The sequence below is a fragment of the Sphingomonas endolithica genome (genome assembly GCF_025231525.1).
Classification (GTDB): Bacteria; Pseudomonadota; Alphaproteobacteria; order Sphingomonadales; family Sphingomonadaceae; genus Sphingomonas; species Sphingomonas endolithica.
This window is the reverse complement of the sequence record NZ_CP103057.1, coordinates 3,940,422-3,953,752: the sequence shown is the minus strand read 5'-3', so window position 1 is coordinate 3,953,752 and position 13,331 is coordinate 3,940,422. Positions and strand designations below refer to the sequence as shown.

Below are 13,331 nucleotides of genomic sequence, written 5' to 3'. Positions count from 1 at the left end.
AACCTCATTCACCGCTCCACCGCGCGATATAGGGGGAGCGCGACACGAAGGGGTTCCGCCGCGTAAAGGCAAGCAGCAATCCCATACCGATCGACAAGGCGATCATCGACGATCCGCCATAGCTGATGAACGGCAGGGTCATGCCCTTGGACGGCGCCATGCCCGTATTCACCGCCATGCTGATCAGCGCCTGCGCCCCGAACTGCGTGGCGAGCCCCGCCGCTGCGAACAGGCGGAACTCGTCCTGCTCGTCGAGCAGCTTGACGAACACGCGCACCACGATCGCCAGGAACAGCAAGGCGATGATCGCGCAGGCGAGCAGCCCGAATTCCTCGCCGATCACCGAATAGATATAGTCGGTATGCCCCTCCGGCAGCCGGAACTTCATCGTGCCCCCGCCCGGCCCCGTCCCGCGCCAGCCGCCATTGGTGATTGCGTTATACGCGGCATTGGTCTGGAAATTGTCGGACGCCCCCTCGCCCGCGCCAGGGAAGAGGAACGCATCGATCCGCACCCGCGCGGTATCGTAGAACATATAGGCGGCGATCAGCCCGACCGGCACGCAGCCGATCAGTCCCGCCATCACCTTGGGCGACGTGCCCGAGATCATCAGCAGCGCGATCCACACCGAGCAGAACACCACCGTCTGCCCGAAATCCGGCTGCAGCATCAGCAGCACCGCGACGAAGGCGGTCATCGCGCCGGTGATCACCACCACCGGCATCTCGCCGTCCTGCGCGCGCAGCGACAGGATCCACGCCACGCTGACGATGAAGAAGGGCTTCAGGAATTCGGACGGCTGCATCGCCGACACGCCGAAATCGATCCAGCGCGTCGCGCCGTTGCGCTCGAAGCCGATGAACGGCACCGCGATCAGCAGCAACAGGCACACCCCAGCCCCGATCAGCGCCATGCGCTTGGCCAGCGTCACCGGCAGCATCGAGGTGACGATCAGCACCGGCAGCGACACGCCGACCCAGCCCAATTGCCACCACAGATAGAATAACGGCGGAATGTGATGCTTGTCGTCGGAATAACGCTGTGCCGCCGCCGGTGATGCCGCGCCGACCGCGATCAGCCCGATCGCGATCAGCAGCAAGGCGAGCAGCAGCAGCACCCGGTCGATATCCCAGAACCACATGCTGATCGCCGACCGGTCGCCGCGGCCGCCGCGCTCCTTCATTCGGCGCCACATGCCGTCTCGTTCGGGCACACGCAGATCGGTCATGCCAACGCCTCCACTGCGGCGCGGAACTGGTTTCCGCGATCCTCGAAGTCGTCAAACTGGTCGAACGAGGCGCATGCGGGGGACAATAGCACGGTTTCGCCCGGCTGGGCATGCCCGGCCGCGCTGCGCACCGCGTCGGCCAAGGTACCACTCTGCTCGACCGGCACGACATCCTGCAGGATCGCCGCCAGCCGCGGCCCGGCCGCACCGATCGTGTAGGCCCGGACGACATGACCGAACCACGGCGCGCACGCGTCCAGATCGTCCGACTTGGCCTGGCCGCCGACGATCCAGTGGATGTGCCCGAACGCGGCCAAGGCAGGCGCGGTGGAGTCCGGGTTGGTCGCCTTGCTGTCGTTGACGTACGTCACGCCGCCCACGGTCGCGACGCGCTCCATGCGGTGCGGCAGGCCCGCAAACGTCTCCAGCCCGCGGTCGATCAGTCCCTCGCCGACGCCCAGCGCCTGGCACGCGGCAATCGCCGCCAGCGCGTTCTGCGCATTGTGCGGCCCCTGCAGGCTCGGCCAGCGCGATTGATCCATGCACACGCCGGGCGCGATCTTGGTCAGGTCCTCGCCGCGCTTCGACAAGGACCGCGCGATCTGCGCCGAGGCATTGTCGCCGATGCCGATGATCGCGGCATGGCCCGGCGTCTGCATCGCGAACAGCCGTGCCTTGGACGCGGCATAGCCCGCAAACCCGTCATAGCGATCGAGATGATCGGGCGTGATGTTGAGCAGGATCGCCACGTCGCAATCGAGGCTCTGCGTCAAATCGATCTGATAGCTCGACAATTCCAGCACATACACGCCGCCTTCCGGCAACGGCGCCTGTTCCAGGATCGGCAGCCCGATATTGCCGCCCATCAGCGTCGGCACGCCAGCGGTGGCGAGGATATGGTGGATCAGCGCGGTGGTCGTCGACTTGCCGTTGGTGCCGGTAATACCGACCACCTTGTGCGGCGGCAGCGATGCGCGAGCCTGGGCGAACAATTCGATGTCACCGATGATGGGCACGTTCGCGGCGCGCGCCTTAGCCGCGATCGGGTGGCGGTTGAGCGGCACGCCGGGGGAGACGACGAGTGCGTCGAAGCCTGCGAGATCGATCGCTTCGAGATCGGCAACGTCCAGCACAACCGCATCAAGCGAAAGCGAGTCTTCTTGAATTACATCGACGAGTGTTTCACGCCGCGTTTCGTCGCTGTCCCAAGCGGTGACCGCTGCACCGCTTGCCACTAGTGCACGCACCGTCGCAGCCCCCGACCGCGCCAGCCCGAGCACCGCAAAGCGCTTGTCGGCCCAGGCAGCGTTGGTGATCACCGTAGCTTCAACGTCGACAGACCGGCCAGCGCCAGCACGAAGGCGATGATCCAGAACCGGATCACCACCGTCGCCTCGGCCCAGCCGAGCTGTTCGAAATGATGGTGGATCGGCGCCATCTTGAACACACGGCGGCCGGTGCGCTTGTAGAAGAACACCTGGATGATGACGCTCAGCGCCTCCATCACGAACAGCCCGCCGATGATGCCGAGCACGATCTCATGATGCGCGACGACCGAGATCGCCCCCAGCGCGCCGCCCAGCGCCAGGCTGCCGGTATCGCCCATGAACACGGCCGCCGGCGGCGCATTGAACCACAGGAAGGCAAGCCCCGCGCCGACGATCGCCCCGCAGAAGATCGCCAGGTCGCCCGCCCCCGGCACATGCGGAATGCCGAGATAGGTGGCGAACTTCACGTTGCCCGCCAGATACACGATCACCATGAACGCGACCGAGGCGATGATTACCGGCATCGTCGCCAGGCCATCCAGCCCGTCGGTCAGGTTCACCGCATTGCCGAACGCGACGATCGTGAACGCGGCGAAGACGATGTAGAAATAGCCGAGATCGATCGACACGCTGCTGAAGAACGGCAAATACAGATGCGTGCCGTTCTCGCCGACGATCATCCAGCTGGCGAGCCCGGCGATGAGGAACTCGAACAGCAATCGGGTGCGCCCCGAAATGCCCGCGACGCTCGCTTTGCGCACCTTGTCGTAATCGTCGATGAAGCCGATCGCGCCAAACCCGAACGTGACGAACAGGCACGCCCAGACGAACGGGTTCTTCAGGTCCATCCACAGCAGGATCGACAGGCCCATGCTGGTCAGGATCATCAGCCCGCCCATCGTCGGCGTGCCGCGCTTGGCGAGATGCGTCTGCGGGCCGTCGGCGCGGATCGGCTGGCCCTTGCCCTGGCGCACGCGCAGCCACCCGATAAAGCGCGGGCCGATGATCAGCCCGATCAGCAAGGCCATCGTCACCGCACCGCCGGTGCGCACCGACTGGTAGCGCAGCAGGTTGAGCAGCCCCGGAAAGCCCAGATATTCGGCGATCAGATAGAGCATTATGCCGTCCCGCTTGAGAGGGCGGCGACCAGCCTGGCCAGCCCCACCCCGTTCGATCCCTTGATGAGCACCGCATCGCCCGGCGCCAGTATATCCATCAAGCTGTCCCGGGCGGCAGCGGCATCGGGCACATGGACGAATTCCACGCGCCCCTCAAGCGCGTTCGCAAGCGCGCGCATCTCTTGACCGACCAGGATGACGTGGCCGACGCCTGCTTCCACGATCGGATCGGCAAGATCGGCGTGGTACTGCGCGCTGCGCTCGCCGAGCTCGCGCATCTCGCCCAGCACGGCAATCTTGCGGGCTGCGCGCTCGGCGCCCAGCACCGCCAGCGTCGCGCGCATCGATGCCGGATTGGCATTGTAGCTCTCGTCGATCACCAGCGCTTCGCCGTCCGGCAACTTCGCCATCATGCGCGCGCCACGGCCTTGCAGCCCGCCCAATTCCGCCAGCGCCAGCCCGGCCATCGCCAGGTCGCCGCCGACCGCATCGACCGCGGCCAGCACGCCCAGCGCATTGGACACCCAGTGCATGCCCGGTTGCGCCATCGTGAAGCTCAGCTCACGCTCGCCGATCTGCGCGGTGACGAAGGTCGCCCCCGTTGCGGTACGCATCGTCTCGATCGCCCGCACGTCGGCGCCGCCTGCCAGCCCGAAGGTCACGACGTGCGCAACATGGGGAGCAGCGGCGGCGATCAGCCGGTCGCGATGTGGGCTGTCATAGGGGATAATCGCGGTGCCGCCCGGCTCCAGCCCGGCGAAGATCTCACCCTTGGCATCGGCGATCGCACTTTCGTCGGGGAAGAAGGCGGTGTGCGCCGGGGCGATCGCGGTGACCATCGCGACATGCGGGCGTACCAAGGTCGTCAGGTGCGCCAGTTCGCCGGCATGGTTCATGCCCATTTCCAGCACCGCGAAACGGGTGGCGGCGGGCATGCGCGCCAGGCTCAGCGGCACGCCGGTGTGATTGTTGTAGCTCTTGACCGATCGGTGCGCGGCACCCGGATCGGCCCGGTCGAGCGCGGCAAACAACGCCTCCTTGGTGCTGGTCTTGCCGACCGACCCGGTGACGCCGATGATCTTGGCCGAGGTGCGTGCGCGCGCGGCGATCGCCAGCGCCTCGAGCGCGGCCATCGTGTCGGCGACGCGGACATGCGGATGCGATGTTTCCTCGCTGACGATCGCCCCCGCCGCGCTTTGCGCAAAGGCCTGATCGAGGAAACGATGGCCGTCGGTTGCCTCGCCGGTCAGCGCGATGAACAGATCACCCGAACCGACTTCGCGCGAGTCGAACGTGACGCCAGTGGCGATGAATTCGGCCGAGGCGATGCCGCCGGTAGCGGCGGCGATCTCGGTGGCGGTCCAGAGCGGCTCAGTCATTTGCAAAGGACCTCATAACTGCACAGGCCCCAATCCCCCGTTCGTCCTGAGCCTGTCGAAGGACCTGCCACAAAGGCCGCCCAACCTTGGGCACGTGCTTCGACAAGGTCAGCACGAACGGGGGATTGGAAAGCGATAGGCGCACTCACGCCGCCATCTCCCGCGCTACGCTGACATCATCGAACGGCAGCACCAGATCGCCGACGATCTGTCCCTGCTCATGCCCCTTGCCCGCCACCAGCACGATATCCTGCGCGCCTGCCATGGCGATCGCTGCGCCGATCGCCTCCCGCCGCGCGCCGACCTCGATCGCATCGGGCGCCCCCTGCAGCACCATCGCGCGAATGGCGGCCGGATCTTCGCTGCGGGGATTGTCGTCGGTCACGATCGCCACATCCGCCATCGCCGCGGCGATCGCGCCCATCGCCGCGCGCTTGCCCTGGTCGCGGTCGCCGCCTGCGCCGAACACCACGATCAGCTTGCCCGAAGCATGCGGCTTCAGCGCGGCGATCGCCGCCTCCAGCGCATCCGGTGTATGCGCATAATCGACATAGACCGGCGCGCCCTTGGCCGAGATCACCGCCCGCTCGAGTCGCCCCCGCACCGGCTGTAGCCGGGCGAGTGCCGCCAGCGTCGCCGCGACATCGCCGCCGGTCGCGATCACCAGGCCCGCCGATACCAGGGCATTGGCCGCCTGGTACGCGCCGATCAGCGGCAGGTTCACCTTGAAGGTCCGTCCCTCGGCCTCGATCACCAGCCCCTGCCCGAGCAAGGTCGGATCGCGCGACACCAGCTTGAGCGTCTCCCCCTGCATGCCGACCGAGATCACGCGCACACCCCGCGACTGCGCTATCTCGATTACCTGTGGCGACAGGGGATCGTCGGCCCACACCACAGCCGCGCCGTCAGCCGCGACGACTTCGGAGAACAGCCGCGCCTTGGCCTCGAAATAGGCCTCCATCGTGCCGTGATAATCGAGATGGTCGCGCGACAGGTTGGTGAACCCGGCGGCCCGGACCGGCAGGCCTTCGGTGCGATATTGCGACAGGCCGTGCGACGATGCCTCGAACGCGACATGGCTGACGCCCTCGCGCGCCAGCCCTGCGGTGTTCGACAGGAAGGTCACGACATCCGGCGTGGTCAGCCCGGTCGAGACCCGATCGTCGCCGGTGGTCACGCCCAGTGTGCCGATCGATGCCGCGTGGAAGCCCGCCATGCGCCACAATTGCCGTGTCATCTCGACGCACGAGGTCTTGCCGTTGGTCCCGGTGACCGCCACCGCCACTGCCGGGAACGGCGCGAAGAAACGGGCGGCCAAGGTCGCAAAGGCCTTGCGCGGATTGGTATCGGCGATGTGCACCGCGCCTTCCACGATCGCCTCGGGCCGTGCGACGATCGCGACTGCCCCGGCCTTCACTGCCGCCGGGATATAATCCTCGCCATTCACCTTGCCGCCCGTGAACGCGCCGAACACGCAACCGTCCGCGACCTTGCGATGGTCGATCGCAAAGCCGCTGATCGTGGCGGTTTCGGTGCCGCCGGTCAGCTGGCCCAATTTCATGCGGGATCTACCGTTCGTTCGCCCGGGGCCTGCCACAGTAACGGCAGCAGATCGGATTCGTCGATATCGCGTGTCGTATCGGGGATGACCCCGAGCAAGGCGCCGACCCGGCTGATGACGCGCCCGACGACCGGCGCCGCATTCCACGCCGCGGTCTTCCAGCCGCCCGTTTCCTTCGTGCCCTGCGGCGAATCGAGCATGGCGAGCACCACGTAGCGCGGACGATCGATCGGGAAGGCCGCGACGAACGTCGCCATGTTGCGCGACCGATCATACCCGCCTGCCGTCGGCACTTCGCCCGTACCGGTCTTGCCCGCGACACGGTAGCCCGGTGCCTCGCCCTTGCGGCCGGTGCCCTTGAGCACGATCAGGCGCAGCATCTGGCGCATGCGATAGCTCGTTGCATCGCTGATTACCCTGCGCCCTTTCGCGACCGGATGCCCCGGCCCCACTTTGAGCAAGGTGGACGGCCGCCACGTGCCGCCATTGACCAATGCCGCATAGGATGCGGCCAGTTGCAGCGGGGTGATCGCGATGCCGTGCCCATAGCCCGTGGTCATCGTGGTGGTCCGTGCCCAGTATTTGGGCCAGAGCGGCCGTCCCTTTTCGCGCAGTTCGATGTCGGGCTTGGTGTCGAGCCCGAGCCGGCGGAACATGGTCTGCATCCGCTGCGGCCCCAGTTCATCCGCGATCCGCGCCGTGGCGACGTTCGACGAATAGATCAGGGTCTCGGGCATGTTGAGCCAGCGCTTGGGATCGCCCGCTTCGTCGTGGATGGTGAACCGTCCCACCTTGAGCGGTGCGGTCGCATCAAACCGTCGGCTGATGTCCTTCACGACGCCGGTTTCGATGGCCGTCGCGACGGTGATCGGCTTGAACGTCGAACCCAGCTCATAGACGCTCTGGGTCGTGTTGTTGCGCAACTGCTCGCTGCCCGCCAGGCCGACCCGGTTGGGGTTGAAGACCGGCAGCGACACCATCGAGATCACCTCGCCCGTATCCACGTCGAGCACGATGCCGGCGGCGCCGCGCGCCGAGAAGGTCGCCATCGCCGTGCTGAGTTCGCTCTCCATCGCCGCCTGTACCCGATAGTCGATCGACAGCGCCAAGGGGGTGCCACGTTGCGCCGGATCGGTCAGTCGCTGCTCGAACGCACGCTCGATCCCGCCCTGCCCTTCGACGATGCGCGGGTCGTTCTTGTTCGGCCCCAGGAAGCCGAGCACGTGCGCCGCCAGCGTCGATTGCGGATACAGCCGCTCGGGCTCCTTCTCGAACACCAAAGCCGGCTCGCCCAAGGCATGGACCTGCGTCACCAGCGACGGCGACGCATGATGCTCTAGATACGTAAAGTTTACGTCCATCGACAATCGCTGATAATACCAAGCCGCATCGTGCGCCGGCATCAGCGCGGCGAGCTTGTCGGCTAGGTCCAGCTTGTCGCCCAATACCTTGCCCGGATGCACGCCGATGCCCCAAGCCTCGATCGTGCGCGCCAGCGGCTCGCCGTTGCGATCGACGATATCGGCGCGCGACCAGCCCGCGCCGATCACCGCCGTGTGGGCGGCATAGGGGTCGGTCATTACGCCCAGATAGGCCAGCCGCCCCAGTACGACCATGATCGCCGCGGCGAACAGCAACAGCAGGATCATCAGCCGGACATGTGCCACCTGCGCGAGCGCATGGCGCTGTCCGCTCGTTCGCCGCTGCGGCATAGGCCGGGCGACCAGCACGCTCAACGGGCGCGGCTTTCCGCAGAAGCGCCGCTGACGATCCCGCCAATCACCGAATCGCTGAGCAGCTTGCGATCGAGCATCGCCACCGCCTGTGACTTGCCCGGTTGTGAGCGGCCAGACGACGCCTTACCGCTCGTCACGACGCGCGGCGCCGAGGTGGCGACCGACGCCATCCGAACGGGAGCCGTAGGCGCCGTGGCGGCAGTCGCCGTTGCCGTTGCCGTTGCCGTTGCGGAGGGCGAAGCGGCCGGAGCGATCACCGACCCGGTCGGCGCGCTCAGCTGTGACGGCACGATCGCAGCGGCCATGCGAACGTCGCTACCGACGACACCGAGCGGCGCCTTGAAGTCGAGCGATGCCAGCGCGGCTTCGTCACGCACATATTGCGCCGCAACTGGCGATGCCAGCCGCAGTGTGTCGCCGTTCCAGCGCTCCAGCTGGGCGATGTTCGCGCGCGTCTCGAACTCGGTCTCCAGTGCACGGATGTCGCGCTCCGCCTGCACGATTTCGCGCGTCGTGCCGTCCAGCCTCTTGCGTTCGGCGGCGACATGCAATGGCACGATCAGCACGCTGAGCGCGACGACCACGCCAACCCCGAACCAAGCCAGCATCTTCCACGCGAACGCGATCATTTATTTGCTCCTTCAGCTGACCAGGCGGCTGCCGCCGTCCGCCGTGCCACACGTAATGTTGCCGAGCGCGCCCGCGGGTTGCGCGCGATCTCGTCCTCGCCGGCGCGCACGGCGCGGCCGACCTGCTCGAAACTGGGGGGTGCCTTGGCGTGCACCTCTGGCAGGTGGCGCGATCCGGATGGCAGCGATCCGCTGCGTTCGCGGAAAAAGCGCTTCACCAGTCGATCCTCGCCCGAATGGAAGGTGATGACGGCAAGCGTTCCGCCCGGGCGCAGCACGCGCTCCGCGGCGGCAAGACCGTCTTCCAGCTCGCCGAGTTCGCGATTCACCTCAATGCGCAGCGCCTGGAAAGTGCGAGTCGCCGGATCCTTCTTGTCGTGCGGCTTGTAGCCGAGCGCGCGGCGCACGACGTGCGCCAGTTCGCCGGTGCGCGTGATCGGCCGCGCGGCGACGATCGCCTGCGCTACCCGACGCGAGCGCGGCTCATCGCCGAATTCGTACAGCACATTGGCGATATGCACTTCATCGGCGGTGTTGACGAAGTCCGCCGCGGTGGCGCCCTCCTGGCTCATGCGCATGTCGAGCGGTCCGTCGGCCTGGAAGCTGAACCCACGCTCCGCTTGGTCGAGCTGCATCGACGAGACGCCGATATCCATCGTCACGCCGTCGACCGGCATGGCGTCGCGCACCGCCAGCTCTGCCTCCATCGCCGAGAAGGTCGCCGGCACCAGCGTGAGCGTATCATGCGCCGCTTCCAGCCCGCGCCCGGCCTCGATCGCATCGGGATCGCGATCGAAGGCCAGCACGCGCGCACCGGCGTCGAGCATGGCGCGGGTATAGCCACCGGCGCCGAAGGTCGCATCGACATGGGTCTCGCCCGGCGTAATGGCGAGCGCCTCCAGCACTTCGGCGAGCAGGACGGGAACGTGCGGTGCGGGGATCACAACGCAATCCCCTTCTGCTGACAGTGGAAGCGCGCGCAGGCCTTCACGACGTCAGCGACATCGGCCTCGATCAGCGTCCGCGGATCCCAGATCTCGAAGCAGTCGAACGTGCCGAAGAAGAAGGCGTTGGCGCCGATATGCGCCTGGAAACGCGGGAAAGCGGGCATGATAAAGCGCCCGCTGCCATCGAACGGCACTTGCTCGCCCTGCGATGCTTCGCGGCGGAAGTTCGGGTTGTGCTTGCCGTTGGCGGCCATGTAGGCCGCCTCGCGCGCCGTGGCACGGTCCTTCAGGACGGCGCGATAGCCCTCGTCATAGCCGATCAGGCACGGGCTGCTTTCGTGGACGCCGATGATGACGCTGCCGCCCTCCTTGCCATCGGCGCGAGGGCTGTTGGCGGCAAGCGCAGCACGAAGGGAAACAGGGATAGCGCACCGGCCCTTGTCATCGACAAGTCCAATACCGTCACCCTGATAATCCACCCGTTCGGTCACGCTCACCCCATTGGGAGGAGGCAAAGCTCATCGTTTCCGGAAGCGATGGTCGATCGCATCCGGGCTCCTGACAGGCGCAGGCGATAGAGTGTGCCCCTCGATACATCTGGAGCTACTGCGGGAAGCCGCGGGACACAAGGGGAAATGACGGGATCAGCGGGGAAACGCCCCGATATTTGTAGTTAAGAACCAGTGATCGAAGTATTGCGACAATGTGTTCCTGTTGCGTTCGAGGAATACGTGCTTGGTATGGTCTACGACCGCGACGCATGAGCAATGATACGGCCTGCGCGAGGTTGATCCTGCGGCGATGCCTCCGACATCCCCGCGCAGGCGGGGATCCATAATCGTCCGCCCCCACTGCTCGAATGGAAGCGTCGGCAGTAGGATGCAGCCTGCGCGCAAATGACGATGCATGGCGCGGTCCGGTATGTGACCATGCCGCACCGCCCGCGCGGCTTACCTGGCGGGCGTCCTCGCATCGATGGCCGCGACGTTGACGGTCTCGACCGCGGTGCTCGGCGTGACACCAAGGTCCGCCAGCGGTTCGCTGCCGTCCCCGGCATTGGCCATGTCGTTGCCGATCGCCATGTTGGCGACGATATCGGCGCGGGCGCCGCCCGGCACGGCGCGCTCGCGACTAGCGGTGGAGAAGATCGCCGCGGCAAGGCCGATGAGCAGCAGCACGGCGGCAAGGCCGATCATGCCCACCTTCACCCGTTGCGTTCGCTGCGTCTGATCCTGCGGTATAATCATGCCTGTGGCATAAATGTAACGCATTCCGCTCGTCCTGTCGATGGCACGCTTTACCCGTGCATTAACCAGGGCGGCACGGGCAGACCTTTGCTCTCCAGCCAAGGACGATTGTACAAGGTCGATAGGTACCGAAAACCCGTGTCGCACAGGATGGTGGCGATGCGCTTGCCCGGGCCCAGATACCGTGCCAGCCGGACCGCGCCGGCCACGTTGATCCCCGACGACAGTCCCAGGCACAGCCCCTCCTCGGCCAGCAATCGCGTCACCCATTCCATACCTTCGGCGTCGCCGATTCGAAACTGCGTATCGATCGGGGCACCTTCCAGATTGGCGGTGATACGTCCCTGCCCGATCCCCTCGGCGACCGACGACCCTTCGGACTTCAACTCGCCATGGGCATAATATTCGTACAATGCCGCACCGTGCGGATCGCTGAGCGCGATGCAGACGCCCTCGTCCTTGGCCTTCAGCCCCAGCCCGACCCCGGCGATCGTTCCGCCAGTGCCGGCCGCACAGGTGAAGCCGTCGATCCGCCCTTCCATCTGTGCCCAGATTTCCTCCGCCATGCCGGTGATATGCGCGCGGCGATTGGCGATATTATCGAACTGGTTGGCCCAGATCGCGTTCGGCGTCTCCTCGGCCAAGCGCCGCGACGTGTGGACGAAATGGCCTGGGTTCGAATAGGGCGCCGCCGGCACCAGCACCAGCTCCGCCCCCAAGGCCCGCAACGTGTCCATCTTCTCGCGCGATTGCGTCTCGGGCATGACGATGATCGTCCGGTACCCCTTGGCATTGGCGACCAGCGCAAGGCCGATCCCGGTATTCCCCGCCGTCCCCTCGACGATCGTCCCACCGGGCTGGATCATGCCGCGTGCCTCGGCATCCTCGACGATCGCCAGCGCCGCGCGATCCTTGACCGACGCGCCGGGATTAGCGAACTCGCACTTGGCAAAGATATCGCACCCGGTCGCCTCACTCGGCCCCTTCAGCCGGACGAGCGGGGTGTTGCCTATCAAAGCGAGCGTATCGGATGTGGTGTGCATCGGCTCTAAATAGGCCGCGAGGGCGATCCGGCAATCCATCCTTTGGTGCCCGCCCGCATAGCATCGCTTTGCCACCGTGATCGCGCGCAATGGTTGCTAGCCCGTCGCTGGACCCCATCTACGGCGCGACAACCGGGGGAAATCATCATGGCGACCGAACTTTACGATCTTACCGTACCGGCATTCCTTCGCGGCTTCGGCGCAATGTCCGCTTTTCTCACCAAAAGCGAGGCCTGGGCCGGCGAGCAAGGCATCGACCCCGCCGACCTGCTCACCGCGCGTCTGTATGAGGATATGGCCCCGCTCACCGCCCAGGTGCAACGCGCCAGCGACTCCGCCAAGTTCACCGTCCTGCGCATCGGCGGCGTTGAGGCCCCGGCTATGCCTGACGAGGAAGTCACCTTCGCCGATCTGCAGGCACGCATCGCCAAGACGGTGGACTTGCTACGCTGGGTCGCGCCTGAGGCAATGAACGGGCAGGAGGACAAGCCGGTAACGCTCACCACGCCCACCCGCTCGCTCGAATTCACCGGCCGCAGCTACGCGCTCGGCTTCGTACTCCCGAACTTCTATTTTCACCTGACCACGGCTTACGCAATCCTGCGCATGAAGGGCGTGCCGCTCGGCAAGCTGGATTATCTCGGCCGCGCCTGAACCGGCACGCAGCATGACGACGCCACAAACCAAGCGCAGCTTCCCGCCTGTGGTGGATGCTGACACGCGCCTGTTGGTGCTGGGCAGCCTGCCGGGCGATCGATCGCTGGCCGCGGCGCGGTATTATGCGCACCCGCAGAACCAATTCTGGCAGCTTATGTCGGCGGTGATCGATGTCGACCTGCCAAGCCTGGACTACGATGCGCGACTGGCGGCGTTGCGCACCGCGCGGGTGGGCTTGTGGGATGTTGTCGCCAGCGCGGCGCGGCCCGGCAGCAGCGACGCCGCGATTCGCGATGTCGTCGGTAACGATCTGCCCGCGTTGATCGCGACATTGCCGGCGCTACAGGCGGTCGCATTCAACGGCGCGACCGCGCATCGCCATGGCATGCGGCTGTTGGGCACTGCCGCGGAGCGGCTGTCGACGGTCGCGCTGCCCTCGAGCAGCCCGCTGCACACGGTTGGCGTCGAGGCAAAGCTGCCGGCTTGGTTGGCGCTGCGGGTGTTTCTTTAGCTTGGGC

13 protein-coding genes are annotated in these 13,331 nt (G+C 66.2%); 2 read left to right on the top strand and 11 right to left on the bottom strand.

Annotated features, from left to right (window positions below):
* Positions 1 to 4 precede the first annotated feature (4 nt).
* The 11 genes from NV382_RS18825 to NV382_RS18775 all read right to left on the bottom strand — a co-directional run bounded on the left by NV382_RS18825 (position 5) and on the right by NV382_RS18775 (position 12,156).
* Positions 5 to 1,228, bottom strand: coding sequence for a peptidoglycan glycosyltransferase FtsW (locus NV382_RS18825; protein ID WP_260598360.1), 1,224 nt, complete (start codon positions 1,226 to 1,228; stop codon positions 5 to 7).
* Positions 1,225 to 2,547 (bottom strand): UDP-N-acetylmuramoyl-L-alanine--D-glutamate ligase, encoded by a 1,323-nt coding sequence (gene murD, locus NV382_RS18820; RefSeq protein ID WP_260598359.1) that lies wholly within the window; start codon positions 2,545 to 2,547, stop codon positions 1,225 to 1,227. Before murD ends, NV382_RS18825 begins: the two co-directional genes overlap by 4 nt.
* Positions 2,544 to 3,614: a phospho-N-acetylmuramoyl-pentapeptide-transferase gene (gene mraY, locus NV382_RS18815; RefSeq protein WP_260598358.1), complete on the bottom strand. Its 1,071-nt coding sequence runs from the start codon at positions 3,612 to 3,614 to the stop codon at positions 2,544 to 2,546. Before mraY ends, murD begins: the two co-directional genes overlap by 4 nt.
* Positions 3,614 to 4,993 (bottom strand): UDP-N-acetylmuramoyl-tripeptide--D-alanyl-D-alanine ligase, encoded by a 1,380-nt coding sequence (locus tag NV382_RS18810; RefSeq protein WP_260598356.1) that lies wholly within the window; start codon positions 4,991 to 4,993, stop codon positions 3,614 to 3,616. Before NV382_RS18810 ends, mraY begins: the two co-directional genes overlap by 1 nt.
* Positions 4,994 to 5,138: 145 nt before the next feature.
* Positions 5,139 to 6,554 (bottom strand): UDP-N-acetylmuramoyl-L-alanyl-D-glutamate--2,6-diaminopimelate ligase, encoded by a 1,416-nt coding sequence (locus tag NV382_RS18805; RefSeq protein WP_260598355.1) that lies wholly within the window; start codon positions 6,552 to 6,554, stop codon positions 5,139 to 5,141.
* A complete protein-coding gene (locus NV382_RS18800) occupies positions 6,551 to 8,290 on the bottom strand; it encodes a peptidoglycan D,D-transpeptidase FtsI family protein (RefSeq protein WP_260598353.1) in 1,740 nt (579 codons plus the stop codon). The genes NV382_RS18805 and NV382_RS18800 overlap by 4 nt, the downstream gene beginning before the upstream one ends.
* Positions 8,287 to 8,919 carry a hypothetical protein gene (locus tag NV382_RS18795; RefSeq protein ID WP_260598352.1) on the bottom strand — a complete coding sequence of 211 codons (633 nt, stop codon included), beginning with the start codon at positions 8,917 to 8,919 and terminating at the stop codon, positions 8,287 to 8,289. The genes NV382_RS18800 and NV382_RS18795 overlap by 4 nt, the downstream gene beginning before the upstream one ends.
* Positions 8,916 to 9,863, bottom strand: coding sequence for a 16S rRNA (cytosine(1402)-N(4))-methyltransferase RsmH (gene rsmH, locus NV382_RS18790; protein ID WP_260598351.1), 948 nt, complete (start codon positions 9,861 to 9,863; stop codon positions 8,916 to 8,918). Before rsmH ends, NV382_RS18795 begins: the two co-directional genes overlap by 4 nt.
* Entirely contained in the window at positions 9,860 to 10,357 is a 498-nt protein-coding gene (locus NV382_RS18785; RefSeq protein ID WP_260598350.1) for a division/cell wall cluster transcriptional repressor MraZ, read from the bottom strand. The genes rsmH and NV382_RS18785 overlap by 4 nt, the downstream gene beginning before the upstream one ends.
* Before the next feature lie 459 nt (positions 10,358 to 10,816).
* Entirely contained in the window at positions 10,817 to 11,137 is a 321-nt protein-coding gene (locus NV382_RS18780) for a hypothetical protein (RefSeq protein ID WP_260598349.1), read from the bottom strand.
* A 26-nt stretch (positions 11,138 to 11,163) separates the two neighbouring features.
* Positions 11,164 to 12,156, bottom strand: a complete 993-nt coding sequence (locus tag NV382_RS18775; protein WP_260598348.1) for a cysteine synthase A — start codon at positions 12,154 to 12,156, stop codon at positions 11,164 to 11,166.
* A 147-nt stretch (positions 12,157 to 12,303) separates the two neighbouring features.
* Here NV382_RS18775 and NV382_RS18770 point away from each other — a divergent pair, with 147 nt between their 5' ends.
* The gene (locus tag NV382_RS18770; protein WP_260598347.1) at positions 12,304 to 12,810 is read left to right on the top strand and encodes a DUF1993 domain-containing protein; all 507 of its coding nucleotides are present in this window, start codon (positions 12,304 to 12,306) and stop codon (positions 12,808 to 12,810) included.
* 13 nt (positions 12,811 to 12,823) lie between these two features.
* Positions 12,824 to 13,324, top strand: a complete 501-nt coding sequence (locus NV382_RS18765) for a DNA-deoxyinosine glycosylase (RefSeq protein ID WP_260598346.1) — start codon at positions 12,824 to 12,826, stop codon at positions 13,322 to 13,324.
* Positions 13,325 to 13,331: the final 7 nt, after the last annotated feature.